General features: G+C 46.6%; 26 protein-coding genes. 5 read left to right on the forward strand and 21 right to left on the reverse strand.

The features are described 5' to 3' along the window. Nucleotides 1-22 precede the first annotated feature (22 nt). The 3 genes from D2910_RS10815 to D2910_RS10825 form a co-directional block, all read right to left on the reverse strand. A complete protein-coding gene (locus D2910_RS10815) occupies nt 23-238 on the reverse strand; it encodes a hypothetical protein (protein ID WP_084243186.1) in 216 nt (71 codons plus the stop codon). A gap of 130 nt (nt 239-368) precedes the next feature. Next, the gene (locus D2910_RS10820; protein ID WP_117313495.1) at nt 369-3455 is read right to left on the reverse strand and encodes an AAA family ATPase; all 3087 of its coding nucleotides are present in this window, start codon (nt 3453-3455) and stop codon (nt 369-371) included. Then, complete coding sequence (locus D2910_RS10825) at nt 3452-4618, reverse strand: exonuclease SbcCD subunit D (protein WP_117313496.1); 1167 nt, start codon at nt 4616-4618, stop codon at nt 3452-3454. The genes D2910_RS10820 and D2910_RS10825 overlap by 4 nt, the downstream gene beginning before the upstream one ends. 422 nt (nt 4619-5040) lie before the next feature. Between D2910_RS10825 and D2910_RS10830 the strand changes: the two genes are divergently transcribed. The 3 genes from D2910_RS10830 to cyoE all read left to right on the forward strand — a co-directional run bounded on the left by D2910_RS10830 (nt 5041) and on the right by cyoE (nt 6913). Further along, entirely contained in the window at nt 5041-5262 is a 222-nt protein-coding gene (locus tag D2910_RS10830; protein ID WP_101802199.1) for a transcriptional regulator, read from the forward strand. A 59-nt stretch (nt 5263-5321) separates the two neighbouring features. Then, nucleotides 5322-5762 carry a YtoQ family protein gene (locus D2910_RS10835; RefSeq protein ID WP_084243191.1) on the forward strand — a complete coding sequence of 147 codons (441 nt, stop codon included), beginning with the start codon at nt 5322-5324 and terminating at the stop codon, nt 5760-5762. Between the two features lie 254 nt (nt 5763-6016). Further along, on the forward strand, nt 6017-6913 hold the full coding sequence (cyoE, locus tag D2910_RS10840; RefSeq protein WP_117313497.1) for a heme o synthase: 897 nt from the start codon (nt 6017-6019) through the stop codon (nt 6911-6913). 173 nt (nt 6914-7086) lie between these two features. Here cyoE and D2910_RS10845 read toward each other — a convergent pair whose 3' ends face one another. The 18 genes from D2910_RS10845 to D2910_RS10930 all read right to left on the reverse strand — a co-directional run bounded on the left by D2910_RS10845 (nt 7087) and on the right by D2910_RS10930 (nt 23409). After that, nucleotides 7087-7791, reverse strand: coding sequence for a class I SAM-dependent methyltransferase (locus D2910_RS10845; protein ID WP_117313498.1), 705 nt, complete (start codon nt 7789-7791; stop codon nt 7087-7089). A gap of 589 nt (nt 7792-8380) precedes the next feature. Further along, nucleotides 8381-8881: a HEAT repeat domain-containing protein gene (locus tag D2910_RS10850; RefSeq protein WP_117313499.1), complete on the reverse strand. Its 501-nt coding sequence runs from the start codon at nt 8879-8881 to the stop codon at nt 8381-8383. 83 nt (nt 8882-8964) lie between these two features. Then, nucleotides 8965-9648 (reverse strand): hypothetical protein, encoded by a 684-nt coding sequence (locus D2910_RS10855; protein WP_117313500.1) that lies wholly within the window; start codon nt 9646-9648, stop codon nt 8965-8967. Nucleotides 9649-9786: 138 nt separating this feature from the next. After that, the gene (locus D2910_RS10860) at nt 9787-10311 is read right to left on the reverse strand and encodes a hypothetical protein (protein ID WP_117313501.1); all 525 of its coding nucleotides are present in this window, start codon (nt 10309-10311) and stop codon (nt 9787-9789) included. Nucleotides 10312-10469: 158 nt separating this feature from the next. Then, nucleotides 10470-10760 carry a hypothetical protein gene (locus D2910_RS17105; protein WP_117313640.1) on the reverse strand — a complete coding sequence of 97 codons (291 nt, stop codon included), beginning with the start codon at nt 10758-10760 and terminating at the stop codon, nt 10470-10472. Between the two features lie 1229 nt (nt 10761-11989). Further along, nucleotides 11990-12298, reverse strand: a complete 309-nt coding sequence (locus D2910_RS10870) for a DUF4870 domain-containing protein (protein WP_117313502.1) — start codon at nt 12296-12298, stop codon at nt 11990-11992. Nucleotides 12299-12368: 70 nt separating this feature from the next. After that, entirely contained in the window at nt 12369-13352 is a 984-nt protein-coding gene (locus tag D2910_RS10875) for a zinc-binding dehydrogenase (protein ID WP_117313503.1), read from the reverse strand. Continuing rightward, a complete protein-coding gene (locus D2910_RS10880; protein WP_101802542.1) occupies nt 13349-14290 on the reverse strand; it encodes an ArsA family ATPase in 942 nt (313 codons plus the stop codon). The genes D2910_RS10875 and D2910_RS10880 overlap by 4 nt, the downstream gene beginning before the upstream one ends. 23 nt (nt 14291-14313) lie before the next feature. Next, nucleotides 14314-14577, reverse strand: a complete 264-nt coding sequence (locus D2910_RS10885; RefSeq protein WP_071152079.1) for a cory-CC-star protein — start codon at nt 14575-14577, stop codon at nt 14314-14316. Nucleotides 14578-14666: 89 nt separating this feature from the next. Continuing rightward, nucleotides 14667-16412, reverse strand: a complete 1746-nt coding sequence (locus D2910_RS10890; protein WP_101802561.1) for a carbon starvation CstA family protein — start codon at nt 16410-16412, stop codon at nt 14667-14669. 109 nt (nt 16413-16521) lie between these two features. Next, nucleotides 16522-17442, reverse strand: coding sequence for a ketopantoate reductase family protein (locus D2910_RS10895; RefSeq protein WP_117313504.1), 921 nt, complete (start codon nt 17440-17442; stop codon nt 16522-16524). Between the two features lie 73 nt (nt 17443-17515). Then, entirely contained in the window at nt 17516-18490 is a 975-nt protein-coding gene (locus tag D2910_RS10900; protein WP_117313505.1) for a quinone oxidoreductase family protein, read from the reverse strand. 13 nt (nt 18491-18503) lie between these two features. After that, a complete protein-coding gene (locus D2910_RS10905; RefSeq protein WP_117313506.1) occupies nt 18504-20276 on the reverse strand; it encodes an acyl-CoA dehydrogenase family protein in 1773 nt (590 codons plus the stop codon). Beyond that, on the reverse strand, nt 20266-20688 hold the full coding sequence (locus D2910_RS10910) for an acyl-CoA thioesterase (protein ID WP_084243203.1): 423 nt from the start codon (nt 20686-20688) through the stop codon (nt 20266-20268). The genes D2910_RS10905 and D2910_RS10910 overlap by 11 nt, the downstream gene beginning before the upstream one ends. 9 nt (nt 20689-20697) lie before the next feature. Next, nucleotides 20698-21270 carry a TetR/AcrR family transcriptional regulator gene (locus tag D2910_RS10915; RefSeq protein WP_117313507.1) on the reverse strand — a complete coding sequence of 191 codons (573 nt, stop codon included), beginning with the start codon at nt 21268-21270 and terminating at the stop codon, nt 20698-20700. A gap of 18 nt (nt 21271-21288) precedes the next feature. Further along, entirely contained in the window at nt 21289-22062 is a 774-nt protein-coding gene (locus D2910_RS10920) for an SDR family oxidoreductase (protein WP_117313508.1), read from the reverse strand. Between the two features lie 163 nt (nt 22063-22225). Beyond that, nucleotides 22226-22384: a YfhE family protein gene (locus D2910_RS10925; protein WP_084243206.1), complete on the reverse strand. Its 159-nt coding sequence runs from the start codon at nt 22382-22384 to the stop codon at nt 22226-22228. Nucleotides 22385-22458: 74 nt separating this feature from the next. Beyond that, nucleotides 22459-23409 (reverse strand): threonine ammonia-lyase, encoded by a 951-nt coding sequence (locus D2910_RS10930; RefSeq protein ID WP_117313509.1) that lies wholly within the window; start codon nt 23407-23409, stop codon nt 22459-22461. A 147-nt stretch (nt 23410-23556) separates the two neighbouring features. On the opposite strand from D2910_RS10930, the gene D2910_RS10935 reads away from it, so the two are divergent. Next, on the forward strand, nt 23557-24114 hold the full coding sequence (locus tag D2910_RS10935) for an SLOG family protein (protein ID WP_117313510.1): 558 nt from the start codon (nt 23557-23559) through the stop codon (nt 24112-24114). 77 nt (nt 24115-24191) lie between these two features. Next, on the forward strand, nt 24192-25571 hold the full coding sequence (locus D2910_RS10940; protein ID WP_117313511.1) for a Glu/Leu/Phe/Val family dehydrogenase: 1380 nt from the start codon (nt 24192-24194) through the stop codon (nt 25569-25571). Nucleotides 25572-25910: the final 339 nt, after the last annotated feature.

Below are 25910 nucleotides of genomic sequence, written 5' to 3' on the forward strand. Positions count from 1 at the left end.
TTCCAAAAAAAGAAACGCAGACCTATTGTCCGCGTTCCTTCTTCCTCTTCGCCATCGTATAAAAAATACCGCCCAGGCCGAATGCCACCATCAGCCCCCACAAAACGAGCAATACATAAGAGCCGGTCCCCACTTCATTGTTCATCACTGCATAAAGCTGCAGCAGGAAAAATCCAAGGCTGAAAAAAGCGATCAGCGCAAAATACAATATCCTGGATCTGTAGCTGAATTTATTCATCATCAGGACCTCTTTCCGTTCCTTTATAATTATTCAGAACACGACTTCCATCCAGCATTATTCCGGAATTTACCTGTTACTTATTCAATTCACGTTCCGTCAGAGTTTTAAACGCCTAAACAAAAATCTGCTATTTAATATGGAAGCTCGTTTTACTGAAGCCTTCCTTCGACTTTCTCACTTCCAGAATCGCCGGTATCGCCGCCTTCAATTCCTGGACATGCGAGATAACGCCGATCATGCGGCCAGACCGCTGCAGGTCAATCAATGTTTCAATCGATTTGTTCAACGATTCTTCATCGAGTGAACCGAATCCTTCATCGATGAACATCGTATCGATGGAGACGTTGCCCTGGAAGCTTTGGATGACATCGGCCATGCCGAGCGCCAGACAGAGCGATGCATTGAATTTTTCACCGCCGGATAAAGTTTTGACATCGCGCGTCTGTCCCGTATAGGAATCGTAGACATCGAGGCCGAGGCCGCTCTGTTTGCCCCGCGCTTCCTGCCGGTCGCTGCGGATCAGGTAGAACTGGCCGTTCGACAGATTGCGCAGCCGTTCATTGGCCGCCTGGATGATCTGTTCGAGGTATTCAATCTGCAAATAACGCTCGAACGAAATTTTGAGGCTGTTCTGTCCACGGATCATATCGTGAAGATCCGCCACACGATTCCATTCCGCTTCGGCTTTTGCCGCTCCTTCAACAGCTCCGTTGATCTGTTCAATCAATACTTCACCTTTCACGCAGCAATCTTTCGAATGGTTCAACTGTGATAACGCCTGTTCATAATCGGATTTCAATTGTTCCAGTTCCGCTTCCGCCAGCGACAGGTCTTCATTTTTCCGACCGGCCAGCAGTTCAGTGAGTTCGCTGATCTGCTGCTGGAGCGTGTGGCGGTCCTGGTTGAAACGCGTGATTTGCTGTTTCATCTCTTCTATTTCGGAGTCGCGCATTTTCGCCCGCTGATAAGCTTCTTCCGTTTCGAATTCCGATTTCTCCAGCGCCTGCTTGAATTCCGCTTCCGCTTTTTGGCGCTTGGCGGTCATTTCTTCAGCAGTGGTTTTCGAATGCTGCAAAGCCATTGCAGCTGAAGCCAATCGCTCTTTCGCTCCCTGGAATAATTCCTGGGCCGCAGCCCAGGCTCTTTCCATGTCATCCCTTTTAGTGATAGCCTGGCGGATTTCCTGTTCCAGAACAGCAAGCGAGCGCATCTCTTCCGGAATCGATGCCAGCTTTTCAGCCAGCACTGCTTTCGCCGATTCAGCAGATGATTTTTTCTCATTCATCTCCGTCAGGAGGAGCGAGCGGTCCTGCTCTGCTGTCTCCGTCTCCTTCACCCCATCCGCAAGCTTCGTTTTCCATTCACGAAGTTCCGTTTTCCAGCGCTGCAAAGTTTGCACATCTTCCTGCAGTTGCTGTTTGTCTTGCTTCAGCAATGCACTATCTTTCTCTGCATCGGTGATTCCGCGCTCTTCCGCTTCCGTCTTCTTGCGGCTCTCCTGCTCTTCCAATGAAACAAGGCGTGCCGAAGCATTTCGGTAAGCATTATCGAGTGCATCCAAACGGGATTTCTCCTGGTCCAGCTGTTCTTTTGAAACTGCCGTTTCCGACGCTCCCTGATGTTTTACAGGATGCTCATGGCTGCCGCAAACCGGACAGGCCTCGCCGTCTTTCAATTGTACAGCGAGAAGATGCGCCTGGTTGGCAAACCAGCTCTCTTCAATGAGTTTGTATTTCGTCAGCGCTTCGCTGTATACCTCTTCTTTTTGGTCCCTCACGGCTTGTTGGGCTTTTACTTCCGTCTGCACGGCCAGCAATTCCCCGGCAATGCGCAGACGATCCTCAGCCACCCGGAGTTCTTCAGGCTTGCTGTCAAAGCTGTCGGTTTGTTTTTCCAGTTCACTGACCTTCCCGGCAGCGGCTGTTTTCTGCTCTTTTATATCGGCCAATTGCTTTTCAATTGCCTGAAAACGACGTTCGGCAACCTTCACCGCGCTGCTCAAAACGGCAACTTCTTCCTCTTTCGCCGCCAACTCCTGCACCTGCGGCAATAATTGCTGAAGGCGCAGCACCCGGTCCTGTGCAGTCGATCGTTCGTCGCTGCGGCCCTGCTGCTCCAGGAATTTCTCTTCTGCCGCCAGCTTCGCCTCCTCGGACTGCTGTTGTTCATCCACCGCCCGTTCGAGCAATTTGTGTTTGTCCATTTCATTGGTTACAAGTTCCCGGTAAAGATTTTCGATATTGGCAATAAAACCTGCACGTTCCGCCTGCTGCACCGCTTTTTCTTTTTCAGCGATTGCCGGCAGCTGTTCCGTCAACGCGTTGTAGCGCCGCTCTTTCTCGAGCTTTTCATCAAAGCGGCCATTCCATTTTTTCGCTTCGTGAAAGCTATCCAGTTTTTCCTGATGGTTTTTGTACAGCGTTTCGTGCTGAATTTTGTCATCCGCGATTTTTGCTTTATAGAAAGCTGTTTCCAGCTGGAGTGCCGACAGGATCTGATGGATATTGCGCTGCTCCCTCCCCAACACTTCGAACAATTCGGAATCCCGTTGCGGAAGCGAAGATTCGATGCTGCGCAGATGGCTGTTCAGTACCTGTTCTTCCAATCCATAGGCATCTTTTGCCGCGTCGCGCTTTTGTTTCAGCCGTTCGCTGATCATTTTATACGGTTCTGTCTTGAAGATCCGGCGCAGAATTTCTTCTTTATTATCCGTTTCAGACGTCAATAGTTTACGGAATTCCCCTTGCGGCAGCATGACGATCTGGCTGAACTGGTTTTGCGTCAGCCCCAAAATCTCTTCGACCCGCTGGTTGATTTCTGAGACGATCTGCCTCTCCACACATGGCTTTTCGCCGTCTTTATGAACCTCAAAAAATTCATAGCGTTCACCTGTTGGGCTTTTATTCCCTTTTTTGACGTGCGGCATCTGGCGCAGAATCCGGTATCTCTGGTTATGTATCTCGAATTCCATCTCGACACAGGTATGCACAGCATCATCTGCGAAGTCACTCCGCAGATTACGTGTTTCACTGCGGTCCGAACCGCTTGCCCCGCCGTACAGTGCAAATGAGATTCCATCAAAAATGGTCGTCTTCCCGGCTCCTGTGCTGCCGGAGATAACGAACAGCCGATTTTCCCGAAGGTCATTAAAGTCGATCGTTTCCGTTTCTTTATAAGGGCCGAATGCCGTCAGCTTCAGTTTTAAAGGTCTCATGCTTTCACCTCTTCTTTTTCAGCAGGCTCTTCCTGCAGGAATTCCTGCAGCACTTCTTCAAAAATCTCCGCGGTTTCGTCCGACGCTCCTTCGCCTTTCACTTCTTCGTAAAATGCATGGAATAAAGACAGGGAGTCCATCTGACGACGAGATTCACCGTTCCCTTCCGATGCCTCTCTGACAAAGTTCTTCCGTTCGACATGCATCGCGTTCGGGTAGACGGAACGGACCTTCTCCATCGGAAACAGGACCGGCGCATCGTCCAGCAAAGTCACGAATACGAAATCCTCACTCACTTCGTGGCGAAGGATCGCATCAATCGTGCCTTCCACACGGCGCATATTGCGACGCGGCTGGAGCAGTCTTTTTTCAACATTGGCATTTCCGTCGGCATCCAACTCAACCACTAAATATCCTTTTTGATGATGCTCTTCCGAAATCGAATATTTCAACGGAGACCCCGCGTAACGGATGGTTTCATTGCGCACAAAATGGGCTTTATGCAAATGGCCGAGCGCCGAGTAATGGAAATCTTCCAAATGGGCGGCGCTGACATGCTCCGCTCCACCGATCGCCAGCGGACGCTCAGAATCACTCGTATTATCTTCCTGTTCACCGTGGGAAGTCACAAATGCATGGCCCACAAAAACGTGGCGCGCTTCCGTGTCCCAGTTCGATTTGATGTTCGCTGTGATGGTCTGGAGCGCGTCATCATGCGTGCGAATTGCCGGGTCATCAAAAATATAGCGGACCATCGATGGGTCGGTATATGGCACCAGGTGGAAATGAACTTCGCCGTGTTCGTCTTCGAGTACGACGGGCTGCGGGTCTTTCTGGACATGGCCGGCGATGTGGATGCCTTTATCCTTCATCAGACGGCTGCCGAAGTTGAGGCGCCCCGGGCTGTCGTGGTTGCCGGCGACTGCCAGTACCGGCGTCTCCAGCTCGAGCACAATTTTTGCAAGCAGCTCATCAAGCAGATTGACGGCATCTGTTGGAGGCACTGCGCGGTCGTAAAGATCGCCCGCGATGATCACCGCGTCCGGCTTTTCTGTTTTGATTGCTTCTATAAATTGCTGCAGCGCGTAACGCTGTTCCTCTGTCATGTAAATCCCCTGGATGAGCTTCCCTAAATGCCAATCGGCCGTGTGAAATATTTTCATGGTTTTGCTCCTCTCTTTACTCTGAAAAGAATATATGTTCGTTCCATTATACACGATTCTGTTTAGTTGTTTTAGGGGGTAATTTGATTTATAATGAGAACAAACGTTCTTGTTGATGATTTATTAATACTCGATATTCCGCAAAACAGCTTCGCTTGCCTGGTGGCTTGCACTGAGCTAACTCGTGCTCGGTACCCTTCGCCCGAGTGGATCTCAGCACTTCGCTTGCTCACCTGGGCGTCTTCGCTGTTTTGCTCCATATCTCTAGAGACTTCTCTCAGCGCCGGCGCGTCCATGGACTGGGCGGAGTAATAAGACGAGTGTTCTTCTCGGCTTATTGCGGGAGCCTTGTCCTAAGCGCCGAAGCGATATGCACAGAAATCTTTATTATCTAGAAAACCAAACCCAAGGAGGGAAATGAAATGAAAGCACAGATCCTGAAGGCTTTTAAGTACCAGCAGCTTGTCGACATGATGTATATAGCGAATGACGGGGGCATCAGCAAACGCCGTATTAAGATCCTGAAAGTGAGCGGAGAAACGTTTCAGGCGTATTGCTTTTTGCGGAAAGAAAAGCGTACTTTCAAGATGGAAAATGTGCTTTCAGCCATTCCTGTCATTACGAAAGAGCGCATGATAGTCTGATTCCAATCCCTTTCTGAAAATATGATACACTGGAAGAAATAGGTTTTGGAGGGTGAATCATGAGACTGACCGTTTATCTTGCAGGCGAAATTCACAGTACATGGCGCGACGAAATCAAAAAGAAATCTTTGGCACTCGATCTCCCGGTTGATTTTGTCGGTCCGATGGAAGACCATGACCGTTCCGACAATATCGGCGAAGAAATTCTTGGGGAACAGCCTGGCGCGGTCTATAAAGATGCCGCCGCCTCGAACTTCAATAATCTGCGGACAAGTGTACTGATGCACAAAGCCGATCTGGTTATCGCTCTGTTCGGCGAGCAATACAAACAATGGAATACAGCAATGGATGCCAGTGCCGCCCTTGCAATCGGCAAGCCGGTCATCATCATCCGTCCGGAAAAATTGCACCACCCGCTGAAAGAATTATCCGCTAAAGCAAATGCAACGGTGGAGACATGCGATCAGGCGATTAAAGCTTTGGCTTATATCGTGGAATAGATTTCAAATGAAACGGAGAAAAGAAGCTTGTTGTGAGCTTCTTTTCTCCGTTTCATTTGATATAAGACCTCGTTTTATTTATGCTGCTTAAGAAATTGCGTGTTCAAGCAAATTCTTTCGACAACCTCATTAGCATTTGGGCAGATAGACTTAAAATGTTCAAATTAATATCCATAAAAGAGCGAAAATGATGGAGCTTCCCTTGCCCGCTGGGTTATAGTAATGCTGTGGATATAAGAGGAGATAGTAGTGCAATGAAAAAGCAATCGCAAAAAACATTATGGGCTCAAGTGGTGAAAACGGGAATCATCAAGTCGAATCTGATACCGATGGCCGCCGGATTGATGCTCGCTTTATATACGTATGAATACAGTTTTATCGATAATATCGGAAATATCATCTTAGCGTTTTTAGGAACAACCGCCATTATCGCAGCGTCCGGTTCTTTCAATAATATCTATGACCGCGACATCGATGCCATCATGGCACGGACGAAATCACGGCCGACAGTGACAGGCGCCATTTCGATCAAAAAGGTGGCGATAGCGGCGAGCTTGTTTTTGGTGATCGGATTGATCCTGCTGTACATCGCTTCACCGTTAGCCGCATTGCTCGGATTTTTAGGCGTATTTTTCTATGTGGTCCCCTATACGATGTGGACAAAACGCTACACAATCTGGAATACCGAAGTCGGCAGCATTTCAGGTGCTATGCCTCCTTTACTCGGCTGGGCAGCGGTAGCCCCTGACATTTGGCATCCCGCCTGCTGGGCCTTGTTCTTAATCATGGTGATCTGGCAGATGCCGCATTTCTATGCCATCGCCATCCGAAAAGAAAAAGATTATGCGGCGGCGAAAATACCGATGCTCCCAGTCGTCAAAGGCGCAAAGCGCACGTATCTCCAAAGCAATATCTATTTGGTTTTACTCGTGCTCTCCAGCTTCTTGTTCCTGCCGCTCAGCCTCGGCCTGACATTGGTATCGCTGATCTTAGGCTTAATGTGGCTGGCACTCAGCCTATTCGGCTCCCGCAAACTGGGAATCGAGGCCTGGGCCAATAAAATGTTCTTTTTTTCCTTGGTGCATATGATGGGTGTATTCTTCACTGTCATCATTTACGCATCCATTGGCTTGATCCTTGCAGCCATTTGATGAATTTACCGGTATACCAAAGAAGACCTCCAGCCAATGATTTTTCACCGGTTGGGGGTCTTTTTTGTTTTATTAAAAGTTCTTGAAGAGTATGGGTAAAAATAGAATACAGTTTGATTTAATTTACTTCCGATAATATGTCATATGTAAACCAACTTATTTTTATAAATGACTTATCTTTTTCTAAACAAAGCTGTCCATAAAGCAGAAACGCCAAAAACTTCTTCCGTTTCTCCTGCTGCTCTCATTTTTCGAATTTCAATTTCCTCTAAACTTTCAAAAATGGTACGCAGCTTTTCTTCTGTAAAACCTAATCCACCATTAAGGCTTTTCTGTCTGTAAACTTCCCAATCCGTAATATCCGATCCACCCAGCTCACCACCTTCTACAAAACAAGTAATAGCAAAGTGACCTCCCGGTTTTAAAGCTTTCATTACCAGTTCAATGTAATTGCTTCTCCGATGAGGTGCAATATGATGAAAACATCCGGAATCATAAACAACGTCGTATGTTCCTTCATTTATCTGAACATCGAAGATATTGTTAAGAATGAAATTCACATTTACTCCTCGCTCGCTTGCTCTCTCTTTTGCCCATTCAATCGATTCTTCTGACAGGTCCACTGCATCAACATGGCAACCTTTTTCAGCAAAATAAATGGCATTCCGGCCTGGACCACTTCCTAGTTCCAAGACATTCCCCGACTTCATCAAACCTTTATTAAAATAGTCCACTAAATTCTCATCTGGTTTGTTCACAAAAAACGGTATTCCCTTTTCTCGGTTAGAATAGAATTCGTTCCAAAAGCCGGAAGGCTCTCTTAATAATGAATCCAACATATCCAATAAATCCTCGTTAGTGCGAATCGTTTCGCTCAATTTTACCCCTTCTTTCTTTTGTTTTCATACTATTCAATCATACTAATAATTCCAGAATGCATAGTTTCGAGCAGATTACATTTGTATTAATTCGACTCTCTTTAGAGAGGTCTTTTTACCTGTTTACACATTGCTACAAGCTTTCTAAGGTAGTTTTAACTGTTTTAATATCCTCTATATAACCTTATGTTGCAGAATTATTTCCATAGCTTAAAAGCAGGTTGATGATAGTTTAGAACAGACTCGCAAAATATTTCCGTTACTCATTATTACAATTGTTACATTTAGATTACATGAAGAACTGATGTTTAGAACTAGAAAGAATTATCAAATTCACACGGGTATGTAAATTACACGTTCGTCGGTAAAAAGGGAGAGAAAAGGTGCTTGAAGCATCCTTTTCTCTCCCTTCGTATTTGAATAGCTTCCGATAACTTCTGATATGTAAACTCTTATTCACTTATAAACACGATCTTAAAGCTTTAGAATATAGCCTTTTGAATGTATCATTTTTTCTAACAAATTCACTTTCCCGTGTTGTATTGCTACCTTCTTTAAAATAGGGATTCTGAATGTAACTTAATTAGGATTAAGTTACATTCAAATCAAACAGAAAATCTAATACGTCAGTATGTAATTCTTGTTGTCTTTCAATTTCGTCCAGTCGCTTTTTTACCTTTTGCAGGGATTTCAATAATACATCACCAGATACGTTTCCGTTCATGGATTCTATAAGTTGAAAAGCACCTGCTTGGACTTCGAAATTTCCAGTCAAAAACTGATGAATAATTATCTCTAAATGCGCTGTACAATCAAAAGGTTCTAATGCGTACAACAAAGTTCCCCTACTTCCGAGTGTCCTGGAATCGCTGAGCAAATTAATCAAAGGAGAAATTGCTTCTTCATTTCCAATACCTCTTAGGGCGATAGCAAGCAAATTTCTTAAATTCTTGTCTTCAGTTTGGGTGAGGTGCTTTATCAGTATTTTGGTTGCTTCCTGATGTTGATCAGCGGACATTCCATCCAATAATTGTTCTACTTTTTCCACGTTATTATTTTCTAATGCTTTTTCTAATACGCTGAACTTCATTTGCCTCTCCCCCCTTTAATAGTCAATCTGAATGTAACTTAATTGCTAATAAGTTACATTCAAAACAAAAGATTTTATTTAGTTTAAAAGCCTTCATAAATTGTTATTTTCCATGGCAGCCACATCAAGTCTTCTTCCGCCATCCCCTGTTCAGCGAGCACCTCATTCGTGTAACGGGCAAGAGCTTGTGCCGTTTGCAGTTCCGGAAACAAACCGTATTTATTGATTGAAAGGTTGGGATCGAGTGCCAGATAATCCTTGAAAAGATGATTACCCAAGAAAGAGAGAAACCGGCCGCCCAATTCATAGCCTGCAATGTCGTATCCTGCGAATATCCCACCGCTAGTAATAGGCTGCTTTTTTTTCAAACAGTAGACGACTCCCTCTCCTTCTCCAGTTTCGTCATTGATAGCGTCCCGCCAGTCGTGAAAGTCCGAAAGATGCTTCTCGTCAAGGCTGATGCCGATCAGACTCACCGATGGTTCCTGGGGTCTTGCTTCCCGATAGCCTTCCAGTGCTTCTTCCAACGTACCAAATACCATGGATACCAAGACCTTATCCAGCACCGTTTTGGATAAGACGGGTGTCGGCCTTTTAGACTTTCGGCCCGCCCAAATGTCAAAGATATTGGGAAAAACACCGCCCGCTTCCTCATCCATCGAAATCAGCTTTTCAACGTGGAATCCGCCATCTTCCACTTGGGCGAGATAAAAGGGTTGATTGGCGCTCGCTGCCGAAAGAAGAAAATAGCCACCACTGTATTCCATCCGTTACACCTCCATTTTTGATCTTCCGTTTTGCAACTAAAGAAATTGCCAAAGTGAATGTAACTTAATTCACAATAAGTTACATTCAAAACTAAAGAAAAGTTCATAAAAGATTTCCGTTATTGGGTAATTTAATTTTTAAATATCAAACTCTGTTCCCTTTGGATAAAGGCCGATATATTCTTCGTCCTCATCCAAAAAAGCGATTTTAACATTTGCCAGTAGATTCTCCTCAGTAAGTTCCTCGAGTATGGTCTTCAGCGCTTTTTCTACGTCGATTACATAATTGAAAATATTCGTCGTGCCACTTCCAATATCTCCACCATCGCATGCACCGTTCCCAGTCCATCCCAAACAATTATTCATTAAATCTTCAACTTGTTGTCTCTTTTCAAGCGCTTTTTCCATGTGTTGTTCCTCATATGGATATTGAAGCACGAGTTCAATTAACTCGTCTTCGTCCAGATAGTCATAGCCCTCTGCCAACTTCTCTTCCGCTAATTCTTCCATGATCTTTTCTGCTCTTTCGAACATCTTTAGTTTCACTTCTTCCGCCTCACCCGTTTCACCTACAAAACCGGAATGAACCGTTAATTTTTTGCCGTCTTTCCATACTTCCCAATAAGCCACCGTATTATCTACTTCTTTAACTAGTTTAATCACTTTTATTGCCTCCTTATACACGTCTAAATTTAATGGAAATCAACTTGCTAGCTAAAAATTGAATGTAACATAACTGCACATAAGTTACATTCACTTTCGCTAATATGGCCCTTTCATTTGTTCCATATCTTAGCCTATAAACATCTTGTAAAATTTTCCTACCATTCCCGCCATTCTTCTGTAATGTCTTCCTCCGTATCCAAACCGGCTTGCTGCGCTTTTTCCATGATGAAATCACAGAGTTCCTCCCGCTCCAGAGTTTCAATGAAAAAGTCGTATTTTTCATTCAGCGCATTTAAACGGAGGACCGCTTCCTTCACTTGTTTTATGATTTTCTTTTCGGATGGCTCTTGAAGGTGGGACAGTCCATCCATATAGTTTTGGAGCACGGTTTCGGTTGCCGCTAAATTTTCTTCGGTAAACTGGTCATCCCCGTCTTCCATCCTCATTCTCCACTCTTGCGATGGCAATGGCTGTTCCCCCTGCTTTGCGTTTTGCGGAACCGGTCCAGTGTCTCCCGGTCTGGATCTCTCTATAAAGGAGTGAGGGTCATTGATTCGAGGCCCCTCTTTCAGGCGATGAGAATAATGTTTTTTATTCGTGAAATAGGTGTATTCCAGCCCGATACACGGGGAGACATCTCCATCCACTACATAGGTATCCCAAAACCTCATGCTTCTCAAGTGAGGAAGTTGCTTGATGAATCGGATGGATGGAATCGTTCCACAGTTATTTAAACCTAAACGTTCGAGCGACTGGACTTTTCCGATTGCCGAAAAGTCTTGTATGTTTTTTGCCGATTCTATTTCGAGATCCGTCAGATTTTTCGATAAATGCTGAATCGCGTCGATGTCCGTCAGGGCCCTCATTCTGAACAGTGCTAGCCGACTCAAGTTCTTCAATCCTTGAATCCCATCCAGGGAAATGATGTTGGAGCTGATGAGCTCGAGATCTTCAAGCGCTTTCAGGTCTGTGAACTCCTTCAGGTTTTTCCCTTTTGGCTTATAGCCCCAGATCTGCATTTTCTTCAAGTGGATCAGGCTGCCGATGGCCACAACTTTTGACGGCATTGTGCCGTAGATCTCTTCCAACGTGGTCAATTGGTTGAAATCGATTGCCAAGGAAGGGGCAGTATCATTAATTGCAAAAGCTTTAAGCGCCTTTAAATGATAGACTCCACTCAAATTCTTCACATTCGGGCCTTCTAGTGAGAAAGATTCAATGCTTGGGCATTCACTCAAGAAATCGATTTGCGATTCTTCGTAGCTATAGGTAACCTCTGCACTTTTGATTTGGTGTGTCTGGATATAATGAATGGATTCCCGTACATTATGTTTACCGATCAACACGGTGATTCCATCCTCGTCATTTCTTACACGAAGTTTGCTTTTTTCCATAGGTCCTCCTTATTTATCTTTTACCATTAGGATTAAAACTCTTACGTTAAATATACGTAGAACTAAATATAATATCTAGATATTTCTGGAAATAAAAGCGTTCGTAAAAGTACACGTTTACGAACACTCCAAAACCCCCTCTAAACCCATAAAAAGAACGTTCGTAAATGTGCAAAAACACTTTACGAACGTTCGCCATCTCCCGTACACCTTTACGAACGGTTTTCTACAAAGAAAAAAAGCCCCGAAGGACTTTTCTTGTCTAGACTCTGCCGCTTTCCTTAGTAATACCAGCTGCCAACGATCGGATAGCTGAAGTGCTGGTCGTTCAAAGCAGTGATGATGCCGAGGATCGGAATGATCACACCGATGAGACCGAATACAATCAGCATCGGGATACCGATTAATATGATGGTGAGCAGACCGGAAATAAATAGCAGCACTCCCAGGACAAGCTGGAACAGCAAAGCCTGGATGGATAGGCGTTTTACATCTTTGTCTTCAGAAATTAGAAACACGATAAACGGCACAAGGAACGGAGCAAAAAACGCACTGGCGTGGACGAGGACTTTTAATCCTTTGGTTTCCATTATTCATTACCTCCAGTAATGTTGGTTCTTATACTCCTTAATACGGATGAAAGGCTGTCAGGTTTCATTATTATGAGCTGATTCGCAAAATAACTTTGCCGAATTGCTTGGCGTCTTTCAAGTAATCGAATGCCTGCTGTGCTTCGTTGAGTTCGAAGACTTTACCGACAATGGGATGCATCTTGTATTGATCAAGGTGATTGATCATTTCACGCAATTCGTCGCGGCTGCCCATGGTCGAACCAAATAATTGATATTGGCCATAGAAGAATTTCCGCAGATCGAAATCGACGACGTCATCTGTTGTCGCACCAAAAATGACAATTCGGCCGCCTTTTTTCAGGACATCGAGTGTGCGGTTGAAAGTGGCTGCACCGACGCTGTCGATGGCAAGATCAATTGTTTCATTTTCCAATTCCTTTACCCAGTCACTGTCGGTCGCGATGGCCAGGTCCGCCCCAATCTCCTTGGCATGGGCCAGCTTGTCTTCGCTTCTTGAGGTGACAATCACGCGGGCTCCGATATTTTTCGCAAACTGGATCAGAAATGTGGCAACACCGCTCCCCGCTCCCGGGATGAATAGCGTATCACCCTTTTTGACTTCTCCTTTTGTAAATAAAGCCCGGTAACCGGTCAAAGCCGGCAGCGCAAGGCCACCCGCTTCTTCCCATGTAAGATGATGCGGTTTTTTCTCAACCTGTTCTGCAGATAATGCGATTTTTTCCGCAAATGTTCCGTGGTCGGGCATGCCCAGAATATCGAATTCCGCAGGAGGAGCATCACTATTTGCAAACCAGCGGAGCGCAGGATTGATGATGACTTCATCGCCGACTTCAACGTTCGACACACCTTCTCCCACCGCTTCCACAACACCTGCCCCGTCTGATCCGATAATCAGCGGCTCCGGCTTATTGCCGTGGCGGTTCACCAGGTTCAAATCGCGGCGGTTGATGCCCGCGGTTTTCAACGCGACGAGCACCTCACCTTTTTTCGTTTCCGGTTCCGGCATATCTGTTATCTTCAGTTCTCCTTGTTCAATCACAAATGCTTTCACGCTATTCCTCCTTGCTCAAAATTTTCGCTGAACATTTTCAACTGATCCATGCTGATGATGTCCTGTGAAAATAGCGGGATGAAAATCAGCTGTTGTTTCGGAAAGGTTTCCCGGATCAGTTCCATGTATTTCTTTTCGTGCTTCTTGCGTTCCATCAAAAAGTCGCCATCCGCTTCTTCCGGCAGGACTTTATTGATGATCAGCGTTTTCACGTGCAAATGGTATTGATGCAGCAATTCCAACGCTTTTTTCGTCTCCAGGATCGGCAGGCGTTCCGGATTCAATACGAAAATAAAACCGGTTTCCTCTTCATTCAATAAAATATCACGCGCTTTTGAAAAGCGTTCCTGGCGCTCACGCAGCACATCGTAAATCGGGTCTTCACGCGGTTCGCCGTCATTCAACAGCGCAGAATAATTTTCGTTCGTCTTGCGCCGCTTATCGAGCAGCCCCTCAATCCAGACGCCCATCAATTCCGGCAATGTCAGAAGACGGATCGTGTGGCCGGTCGGTGCTGTATCAAATACCAGTTTATCGAAGTTCTGGCGCTCTTCCAGAATAATGTGAATCAGCTTATCAAACAGCGCCGCTTCGTCGGCGCCGGGAGAAGCTTTCGCTGTATCAAGCTGACGGTTCACTTCTTCCATCATGCTCGTGTGAACGGTCCCTTTGATGTTCTCTTTCACACCTTTGATGTACTTCTCCGTTTCGATTTCCGGATCAATTTCAAGTGCATAGAGATTTTTGGCGATTTCTTTCGTATTGCCGCCGATTTTCTGGTTGAAGATGTCCCCGACGTTATGGGCGGGGTCTGTTGAAATCAGCAAAGTTTTAAAACCGCTGTCAGCGGATTTGGAGGCGATGGCGGCAGCCGAAGTCGATTTGCCGACGCCCCCTTTGCCACCGACAAAAATGATGCTTTTCGATAAAACGTCCATTCCTTAACCTCTTTTCATTGAAATTAGCAGCAGCGGATTCCGGAAAGCGGTGATTTTTCCATGCCCATGCGCAAATGCCAGTCATGGAATTCTTCGATCATATAAGGATACAGTTCAAGCGTGTAATAATAGGCGGGATTCGGAATACCCAGCATTTCCGAGTATAGCATCAGTAGAAACAAATCGTCTTCTGCCCGCAGTTCCCGCGCGATTTCCGTTTTATGCGGATGTTCGAGCACCGCTTCATACCATTTGATCAACCTTTTCAAGTTATCGGTGATCGGCATTTCAACACCTCTTTTCCAGTAAAGAATATGTATGCAACTGGACAATAAAAATGGAAGGGATCACATCAAGTATGATCCCTTCTCCATGATTATTCTATTTTTTCGTTTCCGAGCAGTTTTGAATTGTCTTTACTTGCGAGCACCTGTATCGCTGTAATGATGATCCATAACGCGAAGACGAAAATGATGGCTCCGAATACGAACAGCAGCATATTAGGAGCTGCAGCGTACCATGCCCATTGCAGGAATACCTGCTGGAACATCGCCCAAAGCGTCATGAACATCAGGAATATCATTGGCACAATGGTGATGACGTAGCTGCGCCCTAGCTGTCTCAGCCATATGGAGATGAGCAGCAAGCTGATGCCAGCCAACAGCTGGTTCGAGGTACCGAATAACGGCCACAGCAGATACCCGCCTGAACCGAAACCGTTCGGCCCTTCCGGAATCAGCACAAGTGCAGCACTCGCTACAACTGCGATTGTTGTGGCAACGTGTTTTTTCTCCAAAGACGGGATATTGTACTCGACTCCCAGTTCTGAAATGATGTAACGCATTAAGCGGACAGATGTATCAAGCGTAGTCGCCGCAAAAGATACGACGATGACAGATACGATTGTTGCAGCGATGGCAGAAGGGATCATCAACCCCGTAGCCAACTGGGACGCACCTTGGATAAACGAGCCAAGTCCGGAACCGCTCGAAGCAGCGAAACTGCTGTAAGTAGCCAGGAATGCTTCGCGGTTAGGGAAAAATGTGATAACGGCGATGATTGAAATCAATGCCAGAATACCTTCCCCGACAGCCCCAAGGTAACCAACGAAACGTGCATCCGTTTCTTTATCAAGCTGTTTGGATGAAGTTCCCGAAGAAACCAGTCCGTGGAATCCGGAAATCGCGCCACAGGCAATCGTGATGAACAGCAGCGGGAACCAGGAAACATCCGTTACCGTATTTGTCATCGGGGCTGTAATTTCAGGATTCGTGAACAATAAGCCAAGATACAGGATTCCCAGACCGACGATCAATTGATGGGAGTTGATGAAATCACGCGGCTGAAGCAATTTCCATACCGGCAAAGTTGAAGCGATGTAAACATAAATCATTAAGACGATGATCCAGATAAAGAAGGCGGTGGAAATCGCGCCGAGACCGAATAATCCGGCTCCTTCTTCTCCGCCCATGTAGCGGACAAGGTCAATCTGAAGAAATTCATATTGACTTGAGAAAATGGCGGCGCCATACATTACTGCCAGAGCAATCAGCGAAGGCACAAGCATTTTCGTATTTCGCTTGTAAACTGCGTAACCGATCCAGACAGCAAGCGGAATCTGGATGAATACCGGAATGACACTTGCCGGGAATGAAATGAATAAGTTTGCGATAACCCAGGCAAACACGGCATTAACCATCAGAACAAGAATCAGAATGATGAAAAGGAATAGGACTTTGCCGCGCTGTCCGATCAAGCGGTGCGCAAGTGTGCCGACAGACTGGCCTTTATTTCTTACAGAAAGGACGAGTGTACCGAAATCGTGTACACCTGCAGCGAATACTGTTCCCAGAACTACCCATAATACAGCTGGGAGCCAGCCCCAGTACACAGCGATCGCCGGTCCCAGAATCGGTGCGGCTCCGGCAACGGATGTAAAATGATGTCCCCATAAGACAAATTTATTAGTTGGAACGAAATCGACGCCATCCTTGAATTTATGGGCCGGCGTTACGTAATTCGGATCCAGGCGGAAAATTTTCTCTGCTACAAATTTAGAATAAAAGCGGTAACCTAAAGCAAAGATAAAAAGTCCAATGGCCGCGAGTGCGATAGCATTCAAATCTTTCAACTCCCTCTTCTTTTTGAATTCAGCAAGCGCTTTCACACTTGCCCTTTTATCATAGGTCAATGAAACAATTTTGTAAATGTTCCGTCTATTTAATTTTCAGTTAATTATTTACACCTTTTTCATATAGCTTCAGTTTTGTGTAAACCGTTTCCAGAACCGGGGCGTCTACTTCCACTTCCATCGCTTTTTTCAGCAGATAGCCCTGCAGATGATCGGCTTCAATCGGCATGGCTTTTTCCGCATCACGCTGCATCGAAGATTTCATTCCTTCACCCAGGCTGTTGATTTTCTCGAGCAGCTTTCTGGATATCCCTTGCTCGATCGGGGCGCCGAATTTCGCCATCACATTTTCCAGTTCGTCCAGCAGCGCCGCAATGGTCCGTTGGCCGGATTCCAGTTCACGGATCGGACCGATCGGTTGTTCAAATAAAGTCGTAATGCCCGACATCGTCGTAATGAACAAATATTTATGCCACATTTCCTGATTGATGTTATTGCTCAGGATAAATTCAGCTTTTGTGTTTTCAAAAGCTTGTTTCAAGCGTTTGATCCTGTCACTTTGTTCACCGTTCCGCTCTCCGTAAACCAGTTGATTCAGCGGGCTGGTTTGGACAATCTCCCCGTTTTTACCCAGAGTCGCTTCCACAAAGCATAAACCGCCAATGACCTGCTGTTCACTGAAAGCTTCGGTCAATTGATCGATATGGGAGATTCCGTTCAATAACGGCAGCACCATCGTTTCGTCTCCGACAAACGGCAGTACATCTTGAATAGCCCCTGCCAGCTGGTAGGATTTCGTCGACAGCAGCACCACATCATAGGTTTCCGGCTCACTGTCTTTGGTGATCAAGTTGGGTGTGAGGAGGCAGTCGCCATTCACACTTTCTATTTTCAAACCAGTTGATTCGAGTTCTTCTTTTCGTCTGTCCCGTACCAAAAATGTGACGTCTTCCCCTTTTTCAAGAAGGCGCCCACCGAAATAACCGCCAATGGCACCGGCGCCGACAACGAGTATTTTCATTATTATTGCCTCCTTTTAGAATTGCGCACAAAACTCTCACCTTAAGTTAGAGATGAGAGTTTCATTGCGTCTGTTATGGCTTGAGAACCAGTTTTCCTATTGTCTTGCGGCTCTGCAGCAGACGATGGACGTCAGCTGCATCAGCCAGTGGATAGCTGCCGCCGATTGTCAGTTTCAACTCGCCGCTTGCCATATAACCGAGCAGCTCCTGCAAACTCTTTTGGAACAAGTCGGGTTTTCGCATGATCTGCGGCAGGAAAAAACCGATTACCGATTGGTTTTTTCTCATCAATTGCCCTGGATGGAATTGCGCCTGTTCACCGCTGGCAGCGCCAAAAATGACGAGACGCCCGAATGGCGCCAGGCATTTCAATGTTTTGTTGAATACTTCGCCGCCGACCATTTCAAGCGCCAGGTCGACTCCTTTGTTATCGGTGATGCTTTTCACTTCTTCGACCCAATCTTCTTTTGTGTAATCGACGAGATGTGTCGCGCCAAGTGCTTTGGCATGTTCCAGCTTTTCCGCTGAGCTGGCTGTGGCGATAATTTTTCCGGCACCGAATAATTTCGCGAGTTGGACGGCAATCGCTCCGACACCGCCTGCTGCGGCATGAATCAATACCGTTTCCCCTTTTTCGAGGCGGCCCATCGTCGTCAAGACATGATAGGCACTCAAACCCTGCAGCGGCAGTGCAACCGCTTGTTCAAAATCTACTTCATCCGGAATCGGAATGAGTGTATTCGCGTCGATTGTTACAAAATCAGCATAGGCACCGGATTCGATCAGCGCTGACACGCGCATCCCTGCTTCGAACCTTTTGACCTTGCTGCCCGTTGCCACAATTACACCGGCTGCTTCTGAACCAGGAATGTATGGTAACGGCGTCGGCACCACGTATTGCCCTTCGCGGCGCGCCGTATCCGCGTAGTTGACACCAATCGCCTTCACTTCAACCAGCACTTCATTATCGCCTGGCTCCGGACGTTCCGCTTCTGTATATTGCAGAACTTCAGGTCCGCCGTATTTTTCGAATTTAATTACTTTCATCCCTTTTTCCCCCTTAACTTATATACTGCTCCGCTTCGAGAACAGCCGCCGCGATATGTCGTTTGGTTGCATTGCTTTGTTCCGCGTGAAGGCGGCTGAGTTCGTTGCTGACAAGCGCCATGCTGTCTTTTAATGCGCGGCCGCTTGAAATTCCCTGCATCATTTTACGAGCAGACATTTCAACCGTCAGCAAAGCTTCGTCGAGCAGTGCTTTAGTCAATTCGACTTTCAGCTTCTCTTTTTCTTCGCCATTTTTGGCAAGCGCTTTTTGGGTCCGCAATACCGCTGATTCTGCCGCGTACAGCTGGATGCCGATGTCCGCCAGCTTCATCAATGTTTCCTGCTGTTCCGCCAGACCTTCTCCGAAAGTTTCAAAGGCCATGCCTGCAGCAAGCAGGAAAACTCGGCGGATGGCGAGTACGGCTTCTATTTCCCGGGAAATAATACCGATGGAACCGACTTTCGGGTTGTTCATTTCGGCGACTGCCTGTGCGATATACTCCCCTAACGGCAGAGTTCCTTTGCCCGCCTGTTTTAATAATCCGCCTGGTATCAACAGGCGGTTCACTTCGTTCGTTCCTTCAAAAATCCGGTTGATCCGTGAATCCCGGTACATCTGCTCCACTTTGTATTCTTTGATATAGCCGTAGCCGCCATGCAGCTGCAGCGCTTCATCCGCTACAAAGTCGAGCGTTTCTGAACCGTGCACTTTGCAGACTGCGCATTCAGTGGCATATTCCATCAGGCGTTTTGCAATCAGCGCATGGTCTTCACTGTCATAAAGTCCGCCAAGTGCATCTTCCAGATAACCGGCGGTGCGATATTGCAGCGATTCCGATTCGAAGATGCGGACCGCCATCAACGCCAATTTCTCCTGGGTTGCCGGAAACTCCGAGATCGCTTTGCCGAATTGTTTCCGTTCTTTCGTATAGCCGGCTGCCAGATGCAATCCGTATTTCGCGGCGCCCATACAGGCGGACCCCAAATTGAAGCGGCCGAGATTCAGGACATTCAAAGCGATGACGTGCCCTTTGCCCACTGCACCCAACAGATTTTCCACCGGCACTTTACAATTATCGAAGCTGACCGTACGCGTCGAAGATCCCTTGATGCCCATCTTCGCTTCTTCGGCTCCCAGAAACAACCCCGGGAAATCTTTTTCCACGATAAAAGCGGTAAAAGCAGTGCCATCTACTTTTGCATACACGATGAATGTATCTGAAAATGCCGCATTGGTGATGAACATTTTACTGCCGTTCAGTAAATAATGCGTTCCTGCTTCGTTCAACACTGCCGTCGTCCGGGCAGACAGCGCATCAGAACCCGCTTCCGGTTCAGTCAGGCAATAAGCGCCGATGAATTCACCGGATGCCAGCTTCGGCAAATAATATTCTTTCTGCGCCGGCGTGCCGAAATACGTAATCGGCAATGTCGCGATGCAAGTATGATTCGAATGGGCAACGCCGTAGCCGCCAGCTGACCCGAGGTTTTCTCCAACAATGCCTTTGCTGATTTTATCGAGGCCGAGGCCGCCATATTTTTCCGGCACACTATGTGCCAGCAACCCGAGTTCGCCCGCTTTTTGCATGAGTTCCCTTACCAGTTCGAAATCCTGCTGCTCGATCCTTTCATTATTAGGGCGGATTTCCTTTTCCAAAAACCGTTTGGCCGTTTTGCCGATCAGCAGATGTTCGTCACTCACATCTTCGGGTGTAAAAACCGCTTCTGCCTCTGAAGGCTGGTAAAGAAAACCTGCGCCAGGATAATTCAGTGTTTCATTGGTCATGTACTACCGTCTCCTTCACTAGATGTTTTTCGAGCACGTCGCGAAGATGATCCGGAATCTTTTCTGATTTCTGTGCCTTAAAGTCATAATAGACGGCACTCGCTTCCCCTTTTGCGATCAATTCGCCGTTTTCCGCATCTTCAATCCGGTGGACAATTGTGAAGCTCGACCGTCCGATTCTCTGGACTTCAGAAACCACTTTCAGTTTTTGATTGTAATATCCCTGCCGCACAAAATCGCATTTAGCGGAAGCCATGATGACTTTCCAATCCTCCAGATCTGCTCCGAATCCCAGTTCAACAAAAAAATCAGTACGTGCTTCCTCCAGATAGATAAAATAACTGATGTTGCTGATATGTCCGAGTGCATCGGTTTCACAAAAACGCACTTTCACGTTCGTTTCGTAGGCCATTTCTTCATCTCACCCTCCGTTACGCATATTGATCCCATCCAGAATAATGCTGCTGTATTGTTCAGCAAGTTCATCCGCCGTCAGTTCGCCGGCTGTATTGAACCATTGATAGGTCCAATTGGTCATCCCCAATACCGCGAGTGCTGTTATATCCGGCTGCAATCGCTGCTTGAATTCACCTTTTTTCGCACCTTCCCGAATAACTTCTTCTATATTAAGGCGGAATTGCTCGCGTCTCTTTTTGATTTCCGTTGCATTTTCATCTGCCAGATGGCGCATTTCACGGAAAAACACTTTGCCGCTGTCCCCGTTTCTCGCAATATCTGAAATCAGCAAGTGGATGATCCCTTTCAGCTTGGCGTTTTGGCTTTCACCACTGTCGATGATTTTCTGCTGGCGCTGCAACAGGTCGTCGATATACTCTTTATGAATTTCCATCAACAGCTGTTCTTTGCTGCTGTAATAATAGTAGAACGTGCCTTTTGTGACATTCAGCGCTTCCACGATATCCTGGATTGACGTTTCACTGAAGCCCTTTTTCTCGAAAAAGATGATGCTCTGCTCTTTGATCCTGTCTTTCATTGCCTTACCTCACATTCTTCAAAGGACGTGCATGCCTCCGTCAACGACGACGACATCTCCTGTAATATAATCGGATGCACTTGAAGCCAGGAATAAAGCGGCTCCTTTTAAGTCTTCATCCGTGCCGAAACGGTTCAGCGGCGTCTGTTTCAGAAATTGCTCTTTCCCACGTTCGATCAGGACCTCCGACATTTTCGTCGGGAAAAATCCTGGCGCAATCGCGTTGACGTTAATATTATGCTGGCCCCATTTTGCAGCCAGATCTTTTGTGAACGTGATCACCGCGCCTTTACTTGTGTTATAGCCGATCGTATTCATCAGCTCCGGATCGATGCCGCCGAGTCCCGCGACAGAAGAAATGTTGATGATTTTCCCGCTCTTTTGTTTGATCATCACTTGGCCTGCAGCACGGCTCATCAGGAATGTCCCTGTAACATTGACGTTCATCACTTTCTGCCAGGCTTCAAGCGGCATTTCTTCCGCCAGTGCGCCCCATGTCGCTCCTGAATTGTTCACCAGTATATCGACCGCACCGAATTCTTCGACGGTTTTTCGGATGACGTTTTCCACATCCTGCTCGTTTGTAACGTCACATTTCAATGCCAATGCTTTGACACCTAGCCCTTTCAGCATCTCTGCTGTTTCTTCGCACGCCTCTAATTTTCGCGAACAAACAACGACGTTTGCCCCTGCTTCCGCGAATCCCTGTGCGATTTGTGCCCCGAGTCCCCGTCCTCCGCCGGTGACAATAGCGGTTTTCCCTTCTAACTTAAACAGATCCATTACATGCATTCAGCTTCCCTCCAGCCATTTTAAGATTCAACATACCTACCAGTTGGTATGTTCAGAATACTTAAACTTCATTCTACATTTGCGTCCTTTACAATGCAATGATGACCGGGAAATTGTTTACACAAAAAAGCCCCAGTGATTATTTGATCACTGGGGCTGCAAATTATTTATCGTCTTTTTTCTTCTCGTCATTTTCCTCACGTTGCTGTTCGCCAGCTTTATCCGCTTTTTTAAAATCTTCGCTGTAAAGGACTTCCTGAGTGTCGTTCAAGCCGTTGTTCTTCTCTGTCAGCTTTTCATGAGGCTGTTTGTTGTCTGCCATCTTGATCCTCTCCTTTAGTCATCGATAAATTTTGTTTATACTACTCTTTTCCCGGCACGTACTCTGTTAAACGTCTAATCGGGCAGACAGGTGCGGAGTGCCGGCAAGTCGATATTGCCGCCAGAAAGGACCACGGCAATTTTTTCATTCGGCTCTCCCGCCTTCCCTGTCAGGACTGCGGCGACAGCGGCAGCCGCAGAGGGTTCAATGAGCTGCTTGGTGCGTTCAATGAAAAATTGCATCGCAAATTTTATTTCTTCTTCTGTGACCAGGACGATGCCGTCGATATTTTTTTGCAGGATCGGAAATGTCAGTTCACCGGGTTGCGAAGTGCGCAAACCGTCCGCGATGGATTGGCTGCCCGATACTGCCATGATTTTTCCAGCTTCAAGCGACAGGAAAGTGTCATTGCCGCTTTCCGGTTCGACCCCGATGACCCTGACATTGGACTTGCTTTCTTTTACAGCCATCAAAATCCCGCTGATCAACCCGCCTCCGCCCACCGGCACAACGATGAGATCGACATCAGGCAATTGTTCGAGGATTTCGAGGCCGACTGTGCCTTGCCCCGCGATGATATAAGGATGGTCATAAGGCGGAATATAAACGCCATCGTTTTCTTCCGCTAATTTTTTTGCGCGCGGGATGCGGTCAGCGGAAGTGAAGCCGCAATACTCCACTTTTCCGCCGTATGCCTCGATAGCCGCCACTTTTGCGCGATTCGCGTCTTCCGGCACCACGATTACAGCCGGAATCCCCAGCCTTCCGGCGATATAGGCGACCGCCTGCCCGTGATTCCCGGATGAAGCCGCCGTGATGGATTTTGCGCCTTTCTGGACCGCCTGTTTTACAGCGTTCACTGCTCCCCTTATTTTAAACGACCCCGTCTTCTGCAAATGCTCGGCTTTCAGGAATATCCTCCTGTCCGCTTGTGCATTCAGCAATTCCGATTCCAGCAGCGGCGTCTGATGGATAACATCTTTTATTTCTTTACGGGCATTTTCAATATCACGTAAATTGACCATCTGCTTCACTCCTTTATGCAGGAAATTTTAACACAATCCGATTGATTATTCTGTTAATAAGAAAAGCCGATTGGTTGCGAGTATAAAAGGAAGCAGGAGTACGGTAGACTGGAAATATGAAAATTTAACTGGTGCGAGGTGAGAATTTTGTTGAAACGATTAGTGGTCACCGGATACAAACAGCATGAGCTCGGAATTTTCGACGATAAGAATCCTGGCGTGCGCTTTATAAAAAAAGCCTTGGAAAATCGCTTTCGCGCATTGCTTGATGAAGGCTTGGAATGGATTCTGGTCAGCGGACAGCTGGGCGTCGAGACATGGGCGGCAGAAGTGGCCATCGAGATGAAAGAGGAATTTCCTCAATTGAAGTTCGCGCTTCTCACGCCGTTTCTGGAACAGGAAAACAAATGGAATGAAGCCAATCAGGAAAAATACAAAGAAATCGTTCGGCAGGCGGATTTCCATCGAAGCCTGACGAACCGCCCTTACGAAGCTCCGTGGCAATTCATCGAGAAGAATAAATTTTTCCTGCGGAATTCGGATGGCATCCTGATCATGTACGATGAAGAAACGGACGGCTCCCCGAAATTCATTAAAAAAGAAGCGGAGCAATACGCCGAGAAGAACGATTATCAGGTTATGTTCATCACTGCCGACGATCTGCGTGTGGTCACGGAAGAGGAACAATACGACAGCTGGGAATAAACCGGAAATCTCCTGTGCATATTTCAATTCGGACAGGGTATGGAGATAGGAGATACTAATTTCGGAGGTGCAGCAAAATGGAAGAACCGACAAATGCAATCATCCAATCTTCACTCGATGCATTAATGCAAGATGAAAGTTTTTTACCGGAGCTGAACGAAGGGATGCGTGAGCAAGCTTTCACTTCACTCAGTTCCATCCTGTCAACACCGAACAAAGTGCATAAATCCTATTTGCGCGTTCCATTGGATAATGGAAAAGTCGTGCGGATCCCATCTTTCCGGGTCCAGCATAACGATGCGCTTGGCCCTTATAAAGGCGGCATCCGTTTTCATGAATCGGTTAACGAAGAAGAGGTCATGAACCTGGCTTTCCTGATGACATTGAAGAACGCTTTGCATAACGTGCCATTCGGCGGAGGCAAAGGCGGCATCGTCATCAATCCCCGCAATTATTCCGAGAAGGAACTGAATGCGATATCCCGTAAATACGTCCGGTATTTCGCTGATGTCATCGGACCGGACAAAGATATTCCGGCACCGGATGTCGGTTCCGGAGAACGTGAAATGGACTGGATGATGGCTGAATACAAGAAAATTCATCACGGTACCCCTTACCTGGGCAGTTTCACCGGTAAATCGGTGGTGAACGGCGGCTCTAAAGGCCGACGGGAAGCGACCGGTAAAGGCGTCTACTTTTCATTCCGTTATATGATCCACGATTTCCTGAAGGAAAAAGAGGAATTATTATCTTCAACGGACAACGTCTTCGCCAAAACCACATTGGAAATGGCGCACCGTCCATTGAAAGTGGCCGTACAAGGCTTCGGTAACGTTGGTTCCGTTACAGCGCATGAAGCTTATAAATGTCCATTGGTCGACAACACGGTCGTTGCTGTCAGTGACCGCAACGTAACTTTATATAATGAAGAAGGCCTGAACATCCCGGCATTGATCGCCTTTACCGCGAAAAATAAAGGAGACCTTCCGACAACAGAAGAGCAATTGGCTGAAGCCGGAGCAAAAGCCGAAATCCGCGGACGCGATGAGCTTCTTACGCTCGATGTGGATGTATTATTCCTTGCTGCACTGGAGAACCAGCTGCACGAAGGCAATATGGAAAACATCAAAGCGCGGATTATTGTAGAAGGTGCAAACGCGCCGACTACAGAAGAGGCAGATAAATACTTAAGCGACAAAGGCGTCGTAATCATTCCTGATATCCTGGCGAATGCCGGCGGAGTTATCGTGTCATATTTCGAATGGCTGCAAGGCCGCGAAACCCGCTACGATACTGAAGATGAGATCTACCAAAAACTTGTCGCACAGATGAAGAAAACTTTCGATATGATCCTGCCGCAATTCTACGGAGATCCATTCCCGCTCCGCCAAAATTGCTATATCCACTCAGTTTCGCGTTTATCTGAAGTCCTTTACAGACAAGGGAAGCTTTATTGATAGAAAAGCTGAGGCGCCCGTTAACAATAAAAAGCTGAAGTCCTATTGGGCTTCAGCTTTTTTGTGTCGAGAATGAGTTGATTCTTCACTTTTGAGAGCCTGAAATGTTTTATTTCTTCGGATATGATTGATTTGAAGAAGAGGTTTCTTAAAAAGCCCGTTGCAAGAACGAATAAAGCTACCGAACTAAGAGGAAAAAAGTTCATTTTTGAACAATTAGCAAGTTGTGATCGGCAAGCGAGAGTTTATGATCGGCTACGGGGCATTTGTGATCGGCTACGGTCGATTTGTGATCGGCTACGCCCACTTTATGATCGGCTACCTGCCATTTATGATCGG

The sequence above is a fragment of the Planomicrobium okeanokoites genome (assembly GCF_003428875.1).
Lineage (GTDB): Bacteria > Bacillota > Bacilli > Bacillales_A > Planococcaceae > Planococcus > Planococcus okeanokoites.